Genomic DNA, 17,622 nt, shown 5'->3' with positions numbered 1-17,622 from the left:
CGAACTATATTTAGTCTTGTTTCCAGGTTTTTTTACAACAAAAATTTTACCAGTCTTTCTCTGATCTTACCGGGGCTCCTTTGGTCTTTTTGGCATTTATCTTATCCTGCACCTTCTTCTCTTCATTATTCATTGCTTCCAGAAGATTCTTGATTTGCTGAGGCGAAAGCTTACCCTGAGCAGGCTGAGGCTGGGGCTTCTTCTTATCCTTGTCTCCTTCGCCTTGCTTCTGTTTATCTTTATCGCCCTGATCCTTTTTATCTTCGTTGTCTCCCTTGTTCTCCTTATCCTTATCTTTCTTGTCCTCTCCTTCATCCTTCGGCTCACCTTCCTTCTTCTCATCTTCACCACCTTCTCCGTCCTGGTTCTTCTTGTCCTTATTCTGGTCTTTTTTATCCTGGTTATCCTTTCCGCCCTTATCGTCTTTATTTTTATCCTGGTTCTGTTGTTGCTGTTTTTTCAGCATCTCTTTGGCCAGGGCAAGGTTATAACGGGTCTCTTCATCTGAAGGCACATTTCGCAGGGCATTTTTATAAGCTTCAACAGCGGCCTGGTAATTCTTCTGTTTCATATAGGAGTTCCCGAGGTTATGAAAAATCCGGTGCTTCTCCTCTTTATCGTCAGAGATCTTTCCTGCCTGTTTCAGGCGTTCCCCGGCAGCTGCTGCCTTTTCCTTGTTGTAATAGAGGTTTCCCATATTATACCTGGCCACAGTATTTGAAGGATCTTTGGCTATGGCTTTTCGGTAAGCAGCTTCAGCTGAAGCAAAGTCGTTTTCTGCAAGGGCATCTTCGGCTTCCCTAAGATACTGAATTGCCTGCTCCCGCTCTTTCTTATCTACAGCTTCCTGTGCCGATAAAGTTGCGGGAAGAAAAAACAGCAGGCAGAAAATACCCGTGAAAATCACTTCTGTTATAAAAGCTTTCGATCTCATCTATTTATCCTTTCTTCTTTTTTCGTTGAACAGGTTAAGCTTCCTGACCCAGGCAGTTTTTCTCTCCAGAAGGAAGATATCCAGGAACAACAGAAAAAACCCGAGACCGAGGAACCACTGGAATTGCGATTTAAAGTCGGCAAATTGTTTATCCTCAAATTCGGTCTTTTCAATATCCTGAAGAATTTCCTGCACCTTTTTCGTCACGCTTGACGTGATATTCCCGGGGATATACTCTCCGTTAGTTTCCGAAGCAATCTCCTGCAGGGTTTCCGGCTGTAACTTTGTGATCACCGTTTCCCCCTGATTGTCTTTTTTATAATTCTGAACCACACCGTTCCTCTTTATAGGAATAGGGTTTCCCTTTTCGGTTCCTACCCCAATGGTGAAAATCCTTATCCCTTTGTTTGAGGCCTCCTGCGCGATATCTTCAACATTCCCTTCGTGGTCTTCCCCGTCACTAATAATGAACATCACCCGGTTTGTCTGCGATTCGTCATCATAATAGGTGGTGGCCAGCTCGATGGCATCACTAATCGCGGTACCCTGAGAAGAAAGCATATCGGTGTTCAATGCCTGCAGGAACATCTTCGCTGAACCATAATCTGTGGTTATGGGGAGCTGCGGGAATGCACTTCCGGCATAGGCGATGATCCCAACCCTGTCACTTCCCAGGTTATTAATGATCTGTGTCACCAGCTGCTTTGATTTCTCTATCCTGTTGGGCGCCACATCTTCAGCCTCCATACTTTTGGAAACATCTATGGCAAACACAATATCCACTCCTTCCCTTTTAACCGTTTCCATTTTCGTGCCAATCTTCGGATTAACAAGTGCCAGGACAAAACTTGCAATAGCCAGAAGAAAGATGACCAGTTTAATAAGCGATTTAAAGGCAGATCTGTTAGGGGCAAGAGACGGGAACAGCTCCGGATTTGCAAATTTTTTCCGGGTACGTTTCTGCCAGAACAGCAGCAATACATACAACAGCACCACTACCGGGATTACCAGCAACAACCAAAAATATATTTTCTCTTCTAAAACGTACATTTAATACTATCTGATTTTTAGATAAAACTTCTGAAAACGGTGAACCTCAGCAAGACCTCAAACAACAGCAAGCCGCAGGCAAGAAGCGCAAAAGGCCTGAATTTCTCATCATAATTATAGTATCTGAATTCTTCAATTTCTGTCTTTTCTAAGGCATCGATCTCTTCATATATCTCTTCCAGTTTCTCATTATCGGTCGCCCTGAAATATTCTCCTCCGGTATCTTCGGCAATCTGCTTCAGCAGTTCTTCGTCTATCTCCACCTGCACATTTCCGTACTGTATCCTTCCGCCACGGGTAATCCCGATGGGTGAAAGCGCCATCCCGTTACTCCCCACACCAATGGTGTACACCTTTATTCCAAACTCTACCGCAAGCTCGCTGGCGATCTTGGGGTCAATAAACCCGGCATTGTTCACCCCGTCGGTAAGAAGGATAATCACCTTGCTCTTGGCTTTACTGTCCTTCAGCCGGTTTACCGATGTTGCCAGTCCCGAACCGATGGCCGTTCCGCTTTGAAGGATATTATCATACTCGATATCTTCCATTGCCCGAAGTACGATACTTTTATCGGTAGTGATCGGGGTTTTGGTAAAACTTTCTCCCGCATAAACCACCAGGCCTATCCTGTCACTGGGGCGTCCTTCAATAAAATTGGTCGCCACTTCTTTTAGTGCGTCCAGACGATTGGGTTTCAGGTCTCTGGCAAGCATACTGGCCGAAACATCTATCGCCATTACAATATCGATTCCCTGTGTGCTGCTGCTTCTGGTAGACACATCTACCGTTCTGGGCCTTGCCATTGCAGTAATAATAAGCGCCAGGGCAAGTAATCTTAGGATAAAAAGCACCGGTTTCAGTTTGCCTAATATCCCCGGTGAGGCTTTAAAGCCTTTAATACTGGAGATCTTAAGTTCGGGCGATTGCCTGTTCCGTTTCCAGAAATACCAGGCTATGGCCACCGGCAACAACAGCAATAACCAGAAAAACTGCGGATCTTCAAATGTGAAATTGGCAAACATCAGTTTTCAATATTTTTTAGTTCTACCGAGTTGATAATCCGTCCGGCAATCTCTTCGGCATAGACATCACCCACATCATAAATAACAGTAATCTGCTCAAAACCTCCGTTTTCAGCAAAATTAAGGATCATATATTCGTTTTGCACAGGCCTTTTGGTAACCGGATTTTCGATCTCCAGGGTTCCGAATACCTTGATTCCCTTGGCTCCGTTCACGGTGGTAAAGTCTTCCTGTTTCATTATGATATTTCGTGCTCCCTGCTTTTCAAGGTACTCATAGATTCCGTCTACAGCTTTTTCAAGGTCGAAGTCCTGTTGCTGATTGCCGAATTTTACCGTGTTCAGAACCGTATAAAAATTACTGATAAGGCTGCCATACATAAAGGTTTCTCGTCCCAGCATCGCCTTTTTCGCACTTTCGGAAAGCGGAAGCTCGCCTCGCTTTAAGACTTCAGGAGTGGTAATGGTGACAGGTGGAGTTCCATATTCACTTCTTATCCATTCTCCTTCAAGCAGTTCCTTGGTTGGGTGGCCAAGAAAAGTATCTTTTACGTAGGTAAAGCCCTTGGTTGCGGCAAGAATAGACACGGCAATCACCAGGATAAGCACCCCGCCCACTGCTCCGGCGATCACCCTGCGCTGACGCCTTCTTTGAAGTCTTTCTTTCCTGTATTCTTCGTCTTTAAGCAATTCTTCTTCAGAGGGCTCCGGGGTAGATGCTTTTACATCATTAATGATATGCTCAACCTTTGAACGGTCCTCCTTGGCGGTGATCACATCGGGACGGGAATTGGCAAATTTCGCCAGATCGGCCCGCTGCAGGATCTTTTTCAGGTTATCTATGGTTCCCTGGTCAAGCTTTATCTTACCTGCTTCCCGGTTAAGCTCAAGATAGTCGATAAGCTCACTGGTGGTGCTTTCAAGAGCACGGTCATAGACCTTTCTGTCCAGGTATCTTCTTACCGACGAGGTAAGTTGAGAATAATACTCTTTGATCTCTCTTTGCTGCAGCAAAGGAGAGTTATCCAGTTTGGCCAGTTCCTGCATCGCCTGTTCATAAGGCGGCAGTTCTTTTTTGGTTTCGGCCTTTTTCTTCCTTCGGTAAATAAAGAATAAAACAAGCCCGAGAATTAGAAGAGCTGCAAGTAAATACCATACCCATAGCGGAATTCCGAATTTTGGCGGGATGTCTACCGAAGCTTTAATAGGATACATCTTTTGCCTGGTGGTGTCTACCACTACCGTAGCCACCTCCACCAGCATCGAATCGGTTAAGAACTCCTTCCCGGCTACCAGAATCCTCTGCTGCGGGATCACATATTTCCCTGAATCGAACTTGGTAAGCGAATATTCCTTCAGCAACCGGAATTTATCCTGTACCCTGGTGGTATCAGGTTTAAAGGATTCCACCACTTCCATAGGAGTAAAGGAGTTTTCAGGAAAGACCACAAGGTTTGCCGAGTCGGTCTCTACCTGAACGCTGTATTTTATCTGCTCCCCAATCTTGATCTGGGCTGAGTCTATACTTGCCGCAACATTTGCCTGCTGGGCACTCGTCTGAATGCTGAAAAATGAGATGAGAAAGGCTAAAGCAGCATTTAATGCTTTTGTTTTTGAAGTTTTGCGGATAATATGAATTGCGATTTTCGGATTGATTTGTTTCATATTTCGTTATCCTCTCCTTTTAAAATATCCGAGGAGGTTTTTTACGTAACTCTCGTCTACACGGTTATTAATAGTTCCAGCACCACTCAGGGTGAAACTCTCCCTGAAATAGTCCAGTCTATCCCTGTAATATTTTGCATAACTGTTCCTCACACTTTTAGAACCGGTATTTACCATAATCCGTTCCCCTGATTCCCCATCCAACATCTGTACCAATCCCAGGTTAGGAATCTCCTCTTCGCGCCTGTCATAAACCCTTATTCCGGTAACATCGTGGCGGCCTGAGGCGATCTTTAGCGTTTGCTGATAATCGTCGGCAATAAAATCTGACAAAATAAAGACGATAGCCTTCTTTTTCATCACATTGGAAAGATATTTCAGGGCACCGGCAACATCGGTGTTCTTTCCTTTAGGCCTGAATTCTATAAGTTCCCTGATGATCCTGAGCACGTGTGATCTTCCCTTTTTTGGCGGAATATACAACTCTATCTCATCAGTAAAGAGCATCAGCCCTATCTTATCGTTATTCTGGGTGGCCGAAAAAGCAAGGGTTGCGGCGATCTCAGTGATTACATCTTTCTTGAATTGTTCCTGGGTTCCGAACATCTCCGAGCCCGACACATCAACCATCAGCATCAGGGTAAGTTCGCGCTCCTCTTCAAAGACCTTTACGAAAGGTTCATTATAACGGGCGGTAACATTCCAGTCTATATTCCTAACATCGTCCCCGAACTGATATTGCCTTACTTCACTGAAGGTCATCCCGCGCCCCTTAAAAGCAGAATGATACTCCCCGCCGAAGACGTGATCGCTCAAACGCCGGGTCTTGATCTCTATTTTTCTTACTTTCTTAAGTAACTCTTTGGTGTCCATAAAGGATGACTTTCCGGATTTCTGCCCGAATCAGACAAGCTCATTAAATTTTAATGATTTTGCGAATTACAGCACCTGTTCTAAGGCACCTCAATTTCGTTAACGATCTTATTGATAAGATCTTCTGAAGTTATATTTTCAGCCTCAGCTTCATAGGTGATCCCTATCCTGTGACGCAACACATCGTGCACCACTGCACGAACGTCTTCCGGGATCACACACCCCCTTCTCTTTATAAAGGCATAGCACTTAGCTGCCGTCGCAAGATTAATACTACCCCTTGGGGAAGCTCCGAAACTTATTAAAGGTTTGATATCTTCTAATCCGTATTTTTCAGGAGTTCTGGTCGCAAAAATGATATCAAGGATATACTTCTCGATCTTTTCGTCCATATAAACATCCCTTACGGCATCCTGCGCCCGCTGGATCTGTTCCAGGCTCACTACTGGGTTCACCTTGGGAAATTCCCCTTTAAGATTAGCCCGAATAATAAGCTGCTCCTCGGCCATCTGGGGGTATTTGATTACGGTCTTTAGCATAAACCTGTCCACCTGGGCTTCAGGCAAAGGATAGGTTCCTTCCTGCTCTACCGGGTTTTGGGTAGCCATTACCAGGAACGGCTTGTCCAGTCTAAAGGTTTCCTCCCCGATGGTCACCTGCTTCTCCTGCATAGCCTCCAGTAAAGCCGACTGTACTTTTGCAGGGGCCCTGTTGATCTCATCGGCCAGTACGAAATTAGCGAAAATAGGACCTTTTTTGATGCTGAAGTCACTCAGCTTCATATTGTAAATCAATGTACCAATTACATCGGCAGGTAAGAGGTCCGGAGTGAACTGTATCCTGCTAAAACTACCGTGAACGGCCTGGGAAAGTGTATTTATAGCCAGGGTCTTTGCCAGTCCCGGCACTCCTTCAAGTAGAATATGCCCCTGCCCTAAAAGTCCAATCAACAATCGTTCAACCATATGCTTTTGCCCGACGATCACTTTATTCATTTCGGTTGTCAGGATATCAACAAAAGCACTTTCTTTTTCAATTCTTTCGTTAAGGCTTGCAATATCTATTGAAGTTTCATTTTCAATCATTACATAAAGATTTTAAGGAGCGTGAATATACACACAAAGGTGCAACGGCGCAAATTGAAAAAATATCAGCTTTTTGGCTGTTAAGGTATGGTTAAAAAAAAGCCGGGCAATGTAAAAACACTGCCCGGCTTCTTCTGATATAAAGAAAAATAAAATATTATTCTAAGAAAATGGTCTCAAGGTCTATGGTTGAATTTTCTTCCACCACAACATCGTCCTCAAATACCACATCAAGTCCTGCAGCCACATCTGGAGTAACGCTTACCTGGTAAGTTCCGGCTGGAACTCCTTTAAGAGCGAACTCTCCGTTAGCATCGGTATAAGCAGAAATAGTTGTGGTCGCATTTTTAGCTGTAACCAGGCTTCTAAATTCGGTTGGATGAACTGCCCCAACGATCATTCCTGCATCAGCTTCAGCTGAAAGCCTGATCACTGGTTTAAGGCTTTTCCCTCCGTTTCCTGTGGTTACCACAGACTTGTCTACATCGAAGTCTAGTAAAAAGGAATAATTCTCTCCTGCTTCAAGTTCCTGGTTTAGTTGCAGCTTAAGTCCTGACTGTTGAGCACTTGGGGTGCTAAGCGGCTCTTCTTCACCATCTATCACCACGTAGTTATCGGTTCCCAGTACAAGACGGATCTGGCTTACATATCCTGCAGGCACTTCGGTATCGGCAAGGACCTGAGAAACACCTCCGGTTAATTCAAGAAGATCATAAACACCGGTTTGAACGTCACCAACGCTTACCCAGCCTTCTTCAGCTCCCTCTCCTTCTCCTTCAGCACCTTCAACGGCAGCATCGGTCTGGATCATTACGTCTACAACTTCCACAAATACGGCATCATAATCTCCCGGGGCATCGGTCATACTCACCCTAAGGTTTGCTTTCCCTTCGCTCTCAGGATTATTTTCATCATCACTACAGCTTACCATTCCAACAGCAACCACTGCCAGCAGTAATAAGCTTTTAAGACTAAAATTTTTTAAAGACTTTTTCATAAGTAGATTTTTAGGTTTTTGTTCTGTGGTGATAACGCAAGAGCCCTGCCTAGATTTTCTTTGTATGCCGAAATTAACGAACTTTAACAGGAATTAACCTTGCATTAAAATCAGTAGTGATCAATCTTAAAAATACTTTCTTACTTTAGAACATAAAAACAACAAGTCTATGAAAACAGCTTTAATCACCGGTGCTACAAGCGGTATCGGGAAGGCCACTGCCGAAATATTTGCCCGGGAAGGCTTTAATCTGATACTCTGCGGAAGAAGAAAAGAGCGCCTGGAAGAACTTAAGGCAAAACTTTCAGATATGGCTAAAATCGAAATCCTGAGCTTCGATGTGAGGAGAAAAGAGGAGGTTTTCCACAAAATAGGTGGTTTACCTGAGGAATTCAGCAACATCGACATCCTTATCAATAATGCCGGAAATGCTCACGGGCTTGATCCTATTCAGGAGGGGAACACCGAGGATTGGGACGCGATGATAGACATCAATGTGAAAGGCCTGCTTTATGTGAGCAAAGCGGTGATCCCGAAAATGATCGAAAAGAAATCGGGTCACATCATCAATATTGGCTCTACCGCCGGGAAGGAAGTATATCCCAACGGAAATGTGTATTGTGCCAGCAAGCACGCGGTAGACGCGATCAACCAGGGAATGCGTATGGACCTCAACGGTCTCGGAATAAGGGTTGGCGCAATCAACCCGGGGCTCACCCAAACGGAATTCAGTGAAGTGCGCTTTAAAGGAGATAAGGAAAAGGCCGGGAAGGTCTATGAAGGCTTTAAAGCCCTGCAAGCTGAAGATATTGCCGATATTATAAGATTTGTAGTGACCAGGCCTTATCACGTGAATATTGCCGATCTTACCGTAATGTGCACTGCACAGGCCAGCAGCACCATTGTAGACAAGAACTAAGAGACCACTTCCAAGAGCGATAACAAAATGATCAACAAACGCCTCCTCATAAAAAACCTCCTGGCTCATAACGATGAGAACAGCTTTTATGACAAAAAGCGCCAGCTGAACATTGGTGAAAAAGAGGGCAAGGCAAAATTCCTGAAACACGTTTGTGCGCTCGCCAATTCCAATCCTGAAAATAATTCATTCATCGTGATAGGGGTTGAAGATGAAGACAACACCATTGCCGGGATCGATTTCTTTGACGACAGCAAGATCCAGAATCTTGTGAACGCCTATCTGCATCATCCACCAAACATATCCTACGAAAACATTCCTTTTCCGCATTTACCCGATGAGAAGGTTGTAGGCCTGGTAACCATAAGACCCAATCACGGGAAGATCTGTTCCCTTAAAAAGAACATCTGGAAATATTTTAAAGGCTCGGTATTCTTCAGGGACGGGAGCATTAGTATGCCCAAATCCTATGATATAAATATCGAAGATGTTAATTCTGCCATCGTCAAATCCATAGAAAAGCACGCGCAGAACAATATTGAACTTACCCTGGACGGGGTTTTCGATTTTATGGAAAAACGGCGGGACTTTAACCCCCAATACAAGGTGTTCAAAGAATATTTCGTGGTATGCTGGGCAGGGAAAGAAAAGAAATCGAACAGTACAAAATATTATTCCCGCGTAGACATAGAGCTTATCAACGAGCAGGTGAAGCTCTTCTATTCAGATATGGATGAGGTGAGCATCACGATGGAAAAGGATTATTTCAGGATCATTGAATATGTGAACCTGGGATTGCACGATAATTTCAAATATTACCCGCTGGAGGAGGTCACTATTCAGTTCAAGGATAATGTAAGCTATGAGATCAAAAGCGACCTACTCTTTGAACCGCCCCAGTTCAATAAAAAGGTCCTGTATCATATTTACAACAGCAACAACAGCCTTTTAGAAAGGCTAAAGAAAGACCTTCCATTGACCAGGGCACAGGAAAAAGACCTGAAAAACCTTCCTTCAACCTATTTGTTGTGTTACCTGAATAATTTCAGGGATGCGATAAACAAACTTGAGGAGGCCAAACCTTATCTTAAGAAATACAGCGCCGAAGCTTACACCCATTACAAGGAAAGCCTGCGTATTTTAAGAAAAGTAAAATATAATTAATATGAGCAGAACCATAGCCATTGGAGACATCCACGGCGGATTAAAAGCACTGATCCAGTTACTTGAGCGAATAAACATAAGCCCCGAAGATCAGCTGATCTTTCTGGGTGATTATGTTGACGGCTGGAGCGATTCGGCTAATGTGGTGAGTTACCTCATCAGGCTTTCGGAAAATGTGGACTGCATCTTTATTAGAGGAAACCACGACGATCTTGCGCACCAATGGCTGGAAACCGGTAAGATGAATGATCAATGGCTCCAGCACGGAGGGCGCGCCACCCTGGAAGCCTACAGAAAATTCAAGGACGAGGAGATAGAGCAGCATCTGGAGTTCTACAGAAATATGAAAAATTATCACGTAGATAATTCCAACAGGCTTTTTGTTCACGCCGGTTTCACCAATCTTCACGGACCCGAGCGCGAATACCACGACACCGGTTTTTACTGGGACCGCACGCTTTGGGAAACAGCGGTCTCTCTTAATCCCGAAATGGAAAACTCCCACCATTTCTACCCGAAGAGGCTTCAGCTGTTCGAAGAAATATTCATTGGACATACTCCGGTTACCAGGATCGGCGAAGAAGAGCCTGTTCAAAAAGCGAATGTCTGGAACGTTGATACCGGGGCAGCCTTTAAAGGAAAACTTTCGGCAATAGAGGTCAAATCCAAAAAGATCTGGCAAAGTGAACCTGTATATCAGCTATATAGAGGCGAATCTGGAAGAAATTAAGACTATTTTACCAAAATCTGTCTTAACTACTTTATATCTTTGTGGTTCAAGGATTTTCCTTTTTATTTGTAAAGCATTCGGATTATTGAATTCCCGCACGCTTATTGATACATATTACTAAACCCGATACATCCCTACACATTTTTGTGAAATGTATTTAAAAAAAGATTGAGATGGCCCTTAAGAATATGAGACTTGAAGTAATGCAAACTGTCGAAAAAGAAGTCGACAGCTTTGTAGATAAATATTTAATTCCGGTTGAGGACATCTGGCAACCAACCGACCTCCTTCCAAACCTGGAGAATGAGGAAGGTTTTGAACAGGTACACCAGATAAGAGAAGAGGCAAAGGAGCTTGGTTATGACTTTTGGGTGGTGCTTGTTGCCGATATGGTGACCGAAGAAGCCTTACCAACATACGAATCCTGGTTAATGGATATGGAAGGTGTGGAACAGCACGGAAAATCCAGAGGAGAACAGAACGGCTGGGCAAAATGGGTGCGCCACTGGACCGGTGAAGAAAACCGCCACGGAGATACGCTTAACAAGTATCTTTATCTTTCAGGAAGAGTGAATATGAGAGAGATCGAGAAGACCACTCAATACCTGATCAACGACGGATTCGATATAGGAACCGGAAGGGACCCTTACCGAAACTTCGTTTATACGAGTTTCCAGGAACTTGCCACCAATATCTCTCACAAACGTGTGGGCCAGCTGGCTAAGAAGAAAGGAAACAAAATGCTCGGTAAAATGTGCAACATTATTGCCGGAGATGAAATGAGACACTATATGGCATACAGGGATTTCGTGAAAACGATCTTTGAATATGACCCAAGTGAGATGATGCTTGCATTCCACGATATGATGAAAAAGAAGATCGTAATGCCGGCACAGTTTATCCGTGAAAGCGGCCAGGGAATTGCTGAAGCATTCGAAAACTTCTCTAATGCAGCCCAAAGACTTGGAGTTTACACCACTTACGATTATATAGACATCCTGAGGAAACTTAACGGATATTGGGAGATCGACAAGATGAACTCTCTAACCGACGAAGCCGAAAAGGCCCGTGATTACCTGATGAAACTTCCGGACAGGATGACCCGGATCGCCGACAGGATTGCTATCCCTAAGGATCAGCACCAGTTTAAATGGGTAGAACCTAACGGTACCCTTTAATCGGTTTCAGTATAGAAATAAAAAAAGCCCCGCAAAACTGCGGGGCTTTTTTATTTCAGCTAATCCTACATTCTGCTTGTCTCCTCATCTATAGAAGCTTCTTTCACTTCTTTGGCATTGTTATTCCCGAAGTTATAAGTAAGGGTAAGCGCGAACTTCCTCGTCTCCCATTTATTGGTCCAGTAGGTGGTCACATTGTTCTGTTCTATGACAGAATCCCAGTAACTTCTTTTTAAAATATCCCTGGCGCTTAGTTCGGCCTTAAGCTTATCGTTAAAGAACTTCTTGCTTATAGAAAAGCTGAAGTCATAGACTGGCCTGAACCTGGTGTTCCCGCTTTCGGAGGCCCCGCTGTAGAATCCGGTCAATTTTATGAGCCAGTCCTTTTTCAGGTCGAAGTTCTGGAAAAACCGAAGCTCATAGCCAAAACCGCCATCATCATATCGGTATTCCGGGATCTCAGATCTTTCATACATATAATATCCGTTCAGGCTCAGCTGAATTTCCCACCATTCTACCGGTTCATAAGGGATATTCACCGAGGTCCCGAACCTGCTCCCTTTGCTGGCATTGGCCCGGTAAAGACTGGTAAAGTTCTCTCCCTTATCGTAATCTATCACCCGGGTGATCTTATCTTTATATAAATACCCGTACAGGCTGGCCGAAACCGAAGATCTGTGATTAAAATTCAGCTGAAAGCTGTGATAGAATTCAGGACGAAGCTGCGGATTTCCCCTGCCCAAGGTGTACGGATCCATATATTCATAGAACGGGTTCAGGTCTTTATAATCCGGCCTTCCAATTCTACGGCTGTAGGCAAACTGGTACTGATTTCCGTTCTTTTTATAATTCACAGAAAAAGAAGGGAACCAGGCCACATAGTCGTCCGAAAATTCCTCGTTTATAGAAGAGCCTTCATAGCTGATGTATTCTGCCCTTAAGCCGGCCATAAAATTCCAGTTCTTCAGCTCGATTGCGGCCTGGGAATAAGCGGCCGCAAGTTGCTCCCCGTAATTCAGTGTGTTATCCAGGAGTTCTTCCGAGATCAGTAAGGCTTCGGGATTATCGGCGTCATAATTATTGAGATAGCGAGTGTCGATATTGGAGTATTTCAGCCCTGCTTCAAAATTCACCTTCGAAGAAATGGGCGTTTTATAATCTGCCTTCCCTGAAAAGATATTGTAACGCGTCTTATTGAGACTGAAAAGCTTCAGCCCATTTTCATCTTCAGGATTCACCGGATACCCGGTCTCCAGCATATTTTCATTCTCCTTGTTGTAGTAAGAATAATTAAGCTGGGCTTCGAATTTGGTCTTCATATCTTCCGAGGTATTGTTGTAATAAAGATTCCCCGTTAAATTGCGTACCGGGATATCGGCATTCTTGTTCAGGGTCACCTTTCGGTAAAGACTGTCTCCTCTTGTCTCTATAGTATTCCCGAAGGTATGTTCGTCAGAATCATCGGCGGTAAATCTCCAGGAAGTACTCAGGGTCTGGTTTTCTTCCAGATACCGTTCCGCCCCAAAATTGACGCTTTTTGAAACTCCTATTGGCAGCCATTCGTTGTTCTGAACTATTCTTCTCTCATCGCCTACCACCTGCTCTACCCGGCGGTGATTCACAGAATTGTTCTTGTTGTAATAGGCATTCAGGTTCAGGTTCCATAGGGAATCGCTGTAATAGAGATTGGTGCCGTTCCTGTTCTTAAAATATTCCCCATAACCCACAGTAGAGTATACTCTTCCGGTAATACCGCCTTTCAGCTTTCTTTTCAGGTTGATGTTGATGATGCCCGTGGTTCCTTCAGCCCCATACCTGGCAGAAGGCTGCGCAATGATCTCCACGCTGGCAATATCTTCGCCGTTTAGGGACCTTACGAATTCCCGAAGCGCCTCACCCTTCAAAAATGAATCCTTCCCGTTGATCATTATCTTAACGCCGCTACTTCCGCGAAACTTGATGTTTTCATCTTTATCAAGCGAGATCCCGGGGATCTGCCTCATCACTTCAAGTCCTTCACTGGAGCCCGCGATCCCGGCCTGTTCAACGTCATAGACCAGTTTATCGTTTTTAAGACTGATAGCATTTCGCTTTTCCGCCACCACTTTCACCTCACCTAACTCATTACTAGATCGGGAAAGAACAATATTAAGACCATTTAGCGGCAGGTCTGCAGAAGAAAGAGTGTCGGTATAGGTCTTATATCCCATAAATTCAACCTTCAATAGTGCTTTGGAAAAAGCAGATTTCGGGTTTAGTTTAAAATGACCTTTTTCATCGGTATAGGCAAAGGCCATCACCTTACCGGGGTTTTTCCTCAAACTCACCGTTGCATAGGCCAGCGGCCCGCTTCCTGCTCTCACCATACCTTCAATGACCTCCTGGGCCATTAATGCCGGTGAGATCATAAGATTCAACAGAATGATTATAAGTATAGCTGTTCTTCTCATAATTTATTTTTGTGCTGCAAGATTAACAGGAATACCCTTTTTATTACCGAAACCGGACCAACCCGAAATTCTGCCTTATGTATCAAGGATTCCTGAATCCTGGTCTTTTGGTTGTGCTAAAACACGGGTTGATCCCTGGTTTTCCAGGTTTCGTACAAAATTTTCTCGCGGGTCTTATCAAAATCTTACTTTTAGGCCTATGACCAAAAAGCAGGAAATAACCTATCATATTATCTTCTGGGCGCTTTTTATCCTGATGGACGTCTTTTTCAATTTCGTGATCAAGGATACATTACCCCAATCTCTGGAATGGCACCTGCTTCACCTGTTTTTCTTCATTCTGCTTCAGGCCATTATCTTTTACCTTAATTACAGCCTAATAGCCCCGGTAACAATCCCAAAGAGGAAATGGAAATACCTTATCCTGTCTCAACTTCTGGTCATCGGCCTTTTCACCGGGCTCCGGTTCCTGTTCGAAGAGGTGATCATCTATAACCTCACGGGCATTCATAACTATAAGCAAGCCTCAAGAGCCTTCGGTTTTTACCTGTTCGACAACTCTTACTACGCACTAAGGGTGATCATTCTGGCCCTGATCTTTTATATGGTGAAGCATGTCCTGAACACCAATCAAAGGATGAACGAATTGAAACTACAGAAGAAAAAGGCAGAATTGCAGAACCTGAAGGCACAGTTAAGTCCGCATTTCCTATTCAACACCCTGAACAGTTTCTATTCTGATCTTTATGACAAGGCACCGGAAACCAGTAATGATATTTTGAAACTCTCTGAAATGTTGCGTTATGTGACCTATGAAAATGAACAAGATCAGGTAACGCTTAAGGATGAGGTCACGTTTTTACAGAATTACATTGACCTCTACCAGCGAAGGTTCGATAACAAAGCGCATATTAAGGTCAGTTTTCCGCAAGGGCTTACTAATAGAAAAATCCCTTCTCTGCTTCTCATCCATTTTATAGAAAATGCCTTTAAACACGGTATACTGACAGATAAGGAACACCCGGTTATCATTAAGCTTGAAACAAGAAACGACCGACTCATACTTAGCACCGAAAACGCCTTTAAGGAAAACACCAATTATGACCGTAAGGGTATTGGTTATAAGAACATTCAGAAAAGACTTGACCTGCTGTTCCGTGAAAATTACCGGCTTGATATTGAAGAACAGGATGATTATTTTAAGGTAAAGCTTGATATTCCATTGTTATGAGCGAAGTGATAAAATGCATAATCGTAGATGATGAGCCTCACGCCATAAGGCTCCTGGAAAAATATACAGATCAGCTTCCGCAGATAGATTGCCTGGCAACCAGCACCAAGCCCCTGGAGGCCATTCGGCTGATCGAGCAGCACAAGCCCGACCTGATCTTACTGGATATCCAGATGCCTGACCTTACAGGGCTTCAGCTATCCAGGCTCATTAAAGACGAAACAAAGCTGATCTTTACCACGGCCTATTCCGAATTCGCCGTGGAAGGTTTTGAGCTGAATGCCGTGGATTATCTTTTAAAACCTATTTCCCTCGGGCGCTTTATTGAAGCTATTGAAAAAGTAAAATCCCGGAATACCTCTACCCAACCTGCCAGGAACTCAGCTAAAAACGAAGACTATTTCTTCGTAAAGACCGATGGCAAGAACAAGTTCAGAAAGATAGATCCTGAGGACATCCTTTACCTGGAAAGCATCAGGAATTATGTGGTGATCCATACTCCGGAAGAGCAGATCATCACCTATAACACTTTAAAACATTTTGAAGAGAGCCTGCCGGAGGAAAGCTTCATCAAGATCCACAAATCCTACATTGTGGCACTGAACAAAATTTCAAAAACCGATAATCACGAAATCTGGTTGGGAGAGAACAGCCTGCCTCTGGGAGACACCCATCGCCGGGAATTCTTTAAACGGATAGAGGATAAAAAGCTATAACAAAAAAGCCCCGCAGATCTGCGGGGCTTTTTTCTGATCTTATATCTGAAAAACTACAGATCGAACTTGATACCCTGTGCCAATGGCAGCTCGGTGGTATAGTTGATCGTGTTAGTCTGTCTTCTCATATAGATCTTCCAGGCGTCAGATCCGGATTCTCTTCCTCCCCCGGTCTCTTTCTCACCTCCAAAGGCTCCGCCGATCTCGGCTCCTGAAGTCCCTATGTTCACGTTTGCGATCCCGCAGTCAGATCCTTCAACAGAAAGGAATCTTTCGGCCTCACGCAGATTATTTGTCATAATCGCTGAAGAAAGCCCCTGTCTCACCCCATTCTGTAATTCAAGCGCGTTGGAAACATCTCCTTTATACTTCATAATATAAAGTACCGGAGCAAAGGTTTCGTGCTGTACGATCTCGAAGTGGTTTTCAGCCTCGGCGATGGCCGGTTTTACGTAGCATCCGCTTTCGTAACCTTTACCTTCAAGTACGCCTCCTTCAACAAGTATCTTTCCGCCTTCTTTAACTACTTTATCCAAAGCAGCCTGGTAGTTCTTCACGGCATCCTTATCGATAAGCGGCCCAACGTGGTTATTTTCATCCAATGGGTTCCCAATTCTTAATTGCTTATAGGCATCTACGATAGAATCTTTTACCTTATCGTACACATCTTCGTGAATGATAAGTCTCCTGGTAGAAGTACAACGCTGTCCGCAGGTTCCCACGGCTCCGAATACCGCACCTATCACGGTGTTCTTGATATCGGCATCCGGGGTTACGATGATGGCGTTGTTTCCTCCAAGTTCAAGCAGGGATTTCCCCAGTCTTGCGGCTACGGCCTGGGCAACGATCTTCCCCATTCTTATGGAACCGGTAGCAGAGATCAACGGCACACGCTCATCGTGCGTCATCATTTCCCCAACTTTATAATCTCCGGTAATCAAAGAAGAGATTCCCGCAGGCACTCCGTTTTCAGAAAATACTCTGGCAGCGATGTTCTGGCAGGCCACCGAGGTCAAAGGAGTCTTTTCAGAACCCTTCCAGATACAGGCGTCTCCGCAAACCCAGGCTAATGCTGTGTTCCAGGACCATACCGCTACCGGGAAGTTAAAGGCTGAAATTATACCTACTACCCCAAGCGGGTGATATTGTTCATACATTCTGTGCCCCGGACGCTCACTGTGCATTGTAAGCCCGTGCAGCTGACGTGAAAGCCCTACTGCGAAATCGCAGATATCTATCATCTCCTGCACTTCTCCCAGACCTTCCTGGTAAGATTTTCCCATTTCAAAGGAAACAAGCTTTCCTAAAGGCTCCTTCAAACGTCTAAGCTCATCATTGAACTGGCGTACCACCTCACCTCTCTGAGGGGCAGGCCAGGTTCTCCATTCCTTGAAACCTTCTGTGGCAGTGGTAACCACTTTCTCATAATCTTCCTTGGTAGTGGCTTTCACCTTTCCTATTAAAGAACCGTCAACGGGAGAGTAAGACTCAATCACCTCTCCGTTGCTAAAAAAGTCCATTCCTGTGGAAGTTCCGTTATTGGTTTCGCTTAATCCTAATTCTTTCAGGGCTTGTTTGATCCCAAATTTTTCGGCTATTTCACTCATTA

General features: G+C 44.3%; 15 protein-coding genes. 6 read left to right on the top strand and 9 right to left on the bottom strand.

What is annotated here, in order from left to right; translation table 11 throughout:
• Positions 1–46: 46 nt before the first annotated feature.
• From ACFQ3Q_RS02670 to ACFQ3Q_RS02640, 7 genes are all read right to left on the bottom strand, one after another.
• Positions 47–934 carry a tetratricopeptide repeat protein gene (locus ACFQ3Q_RS02670; RefSeq protein WP_380742651.1) on the bottom strand — a complete coding sequence of 296 codons (888 nt, stop codon included), beginning with the start codon at positions 932–934 and terminating at the stop codon, positions 47–49.
• Complete coding sequence (locus ACFQ3Q_RS02665) at positions 935–1,984, bottom strand: VWA domain-containing protein (RefSeq protein ID WP_380742648.1); 1,050 nt, start codon at positions 1,982–1,984, stop codon at positions 935–937.
• Positions 1,985–2,001: 17 nt separating this feature from the next.
• Positions 2,002–3,006: a vWA domain-containing protein gene (locus tag ACFQ3Q_RS02660; protein ID WP_380742646.1), complete on the bottom strand. Its 1,005-nt coding sequence runs from the start codon at positions 3,004–3,006 to the stop codon at positions 2,002–2,004.
• A complete protein-coding gene (locus ACFQ3Q_RS02655) occupies positions 3,006–4,670 on the bottom strand; it encodes a DUF4381 domain-containing protein (protein ID WP_380742645.1) in 1,665 nt (554 codons plus the stop codon). Before ACFQ3Q_RS02655 ends, ACFQ3Q_RS02660 begins: the two co-directional genes overlap by 1 nt.
• A gap of 6 nt (positions 4,671–4,676) precedes the next feature.
• Entirely contained in the window at positions 4,677–5,543 is an 867-nt protein-coding gene (locus ACFQ3Q_RS02650) for a DUF58 domain-containing protein (RefSeq protein ID WP_380742644.1), read from the bottom strand.
• An 80-nt stretch (positions 5,544–5,623) separates the two neighbouring features.
• Positions 5,624–6,628: an AAA family ATPase gene (locus tag ACFQ3Q_RS02645; protein ID WP_380742642.1), complete on the bottom strand. Its 1,005-nt coding sequence runs from the start codon at positions 6,626–6,628 to the stop codon at positions 5,624–5,626.
• Positions 6,629–6,785: 157 nt separating this feature from the next.
• Entirely contained in the window at positions 6,786–7,625 is an 840-nt protein-coding gene (locus ACFQ3Q_RS02640) for a DUF4382 domain-containing protein (RefSeq protein WP_380742641.1), read from the bottom strand.
• Positions 7,626–7,794: 169 nt separating this feature from the next.
• Between ACFQ3Q_RS02640 and ACFQ3Q_RS02635 the strand changes: the two genes are divergently transcribed.
• From ACFQ3Q_RS02635 to ACFQ3Q_RS02620, 4 genes are all read left to right on the top strand, one after another.
• On the top strand, positions 7,795–8,544 hold the full coding sequence (locus ACFQ3Q_RS02635; RefSeq protein WP_380742640.1) for an SDR family NAD(P)-dependent oxidoreductase: 750 nt from the start codon (positions 7,795–7,797) through the stop codon (positions 8,542–8,544).
• 27 nt (positions 8,545–8,571) lie between these two features.
• Positions 8,572–9,708: an ATP-binding protein gene (locus ACFQ3Q_RS02630; RefSeq protein WP_380742639.1), complete on the top strand. Its 1,137-nt coding sequence runs from the start codon at positions 8,572–8,574 to the stop codon at positions 9,706–9,708.
• A gap of 1 nt (position 9,709) precedes the next feature.
• Positions 9,710–10,438, top strand: a complete 729-nt coding sequence (locus ACFQ3Q_RS02625) for a metallophosphoesterase family protein (RefSeq protein ID WP_380742637.1) — start codon at positions 9,710–9,712, stop codon at positions 10,436–10,438.
• Between the two features lie 173 nt (positions 10,439–10,611).
• A complete protein-coding gene (locus ACFQ3Q_RS02620) occupies positions 10,612–11,616 on the top strand; it encodes an acyl-ACP desaturase (protein WP_380742636.1) in 1,005 nt (334 codons plus the stop codon).
• Between the two features lie 65 nt (positions 11,617–11,681).
• On the opposite strand, the gene ACFQ3Q_RS02615 is transcribed toward ACFQ3Q_RS02620, so the two are convergent.
• Positions 11,682–14,066 (bottom strand): outer membrane beta-barrel protein, encoded by a 2,385-nt coding sequence (locus ACFQ3Q_RS02615; RefSeq protein ID WP_380742634.1) that lies wholly within the window; start codon positions 14,064–14,066, stop codon positions 11,682–11,684.
• 199 nt (positions 14,067–14,265) lie between these two features.
• Here ACFQ3Q_RS02615 and ACFQ3Q_RS02610 point away from each other — a divergent pair, with 199 nt between their 5' ends.
• Positions 14,266–15,297, top strand: coding sequence for a sensor histidine kinase (locus ACFQ3Q_RS02610; protein WP_380742632.1), 1,032 nt, complete (start codon positions 14,266–14,268; stop codon positions 15,295–15,297).
• Positions 15,294–16,013: a LytR/AlgR family response regulator transcription factor gene (locus tag ACFQ3Q_RS02605; protein ID WP_380742630.1), complete on the top strand. Its 720-nt coding sequence runs from the start codon at positions 15,294–15,296 to the stop codon at positions 16,011–16,013. Before ACFQ3Q_RS02610 ends, ACFQ3Q_RS02605 begins: the two co-directional genes overlap by 4 nt.
• Before the next feature lie 53 nt (positions 16,014–16,066).
• Here ACFQ3Q_RS02605 and amaB read toward each other — a convergent pair whose 3' ends face one another.
• Positions 16,067–17,620, bottom strand: a complete 1,554-nt coding sequence (gene amaB, locus ACFQ3Q_RS02600) for an L-piperidine-6-carboxylate dehydrogenase (protein ID WP_380742628.1) — start codon at positions 17,618–17,620, stop codon at positions 16,067–16,069.
• Positions 17,621–17,622 lie beyond the last annotated feature (2 nt).

Source organism: Salegentibacter chungangensis (genome assembly GCF_042678405.1).
Classification (GTDB): domain Bacteria; phylum Bacteroidota; class Bacteroidia; order Flavobacteriales; family Flavobacteriaceae; genus Salegentibacter_A; species Salegentibacter_A chungangensis.
Note: the sequence above shows the minus strand (reverse complement) of the source record. Positions and strands in the feature narration are given on the sequence as shown.

Coding starts and splice junctions, on each gene's coding strand:
- ACFQ3Q_RS02645 (WP_380742642.1), bottom strand. CDS start 6,628: ATGATTGAAAATGAAACTTCAATAGATATTGCAAGCCTTAACGAAAGA.
- ACFQ3Q_RS02610 (WP_380742632.1), top strand. CDS start 14,266: ATGACCAAAAAGCAGGAAATAACCTATCATATTATCTTCTGGGCGCTT.
- ACFQ3Q_RS02605 (WP_380742630.1), top strand. CDS start 15,294: ATGAGCGAAGTGATAAAATGCATAATCGTAGATGATGAGCCTCACGCC.
- ACFQ3Q_RS02640 (WP_380742641.1), bottom strand. CDS start 7,625: ATGAAAAAGTCTTTAAAAAATTTTAGTCTTAAAAGCTTATTACTGCTG.
- ACFQ3Q_RS02630 (WP_380742639.1), top strand. CDS start 8,572: ATGATCAACAAACGCCTCCTCATAAAAAACCTCCTGGCTCATAACGAT.
- ACFQ3Q_RS02615 (WP_380742634.1), bottom strand. CDS start 14,066: ATGAGAAGAACAGCTATACTTATAATCATTCTGTTGAATCTTATGATC.
- ACFQ3Q_RS02655 (WP_380742645.1), bottom strand. CDS start 4,670: ATGAAACAAATCAATCCGAAAATCGCAATTCATATTATCCGCAAAACT.
- ACFQ3Q_RS02670 (WP_380742651.1), bottom strand. CDS start 934: ATGAGATCGAAAGCTTTTATAACAGAAGTGATTTTCACGGGTATTTTC.
- ACFQ3Q_RS02660 (WP_380742646.1), bottom strand. CDS start 3,006: ATGTTTGCCAATTTCACATTTGAAGATCCGCAGTTTTTCTGGTTATTG.
- ACFQ3Q_RS02650 (WP_380742644.1), bottom strand. CDS start 5,543: ATGGACACCAAAGAGTTACTTAAGAAAGTAAGAAAAATAGAGATCAAG.
- ACFQ3Q_RS02635 (WP_380742640.1), top strand. CDS start 7,795: ATGAAAACAGCTTTAATCACCGGTGCTACAAGCGGTATCGGGAAGGCC.
- amaB (WP_380742628.1), bottom strand. CDS start 17,620: ATGAGTGAAATAGCCGAAAAATTTGGGATCAAACAAGCCCTGAAAGAA.
- ACFQ3Q_RS02625 (WP_380742637.1), top strand. CDS start 9,710: ATGAGCAGAACCATAGCCATTGGAGACATCCACGGCGGATTAAAAGCA.
- ACFQ3Q_RS02620 (WP_380742636.1), top strand. CDS start 10,612: ATGGCCCTTAAGAATATGAGACTTGAAGTAATGCAAACTGTCGAAAAA.
- ACFQ3Q_RS02665 (WP_380742648.1), bottom strand. CDS start 1,984: ATGTACGTTTTAGAAGAGAAAATATATTTTTGGTTGTTGCTGGTAATC.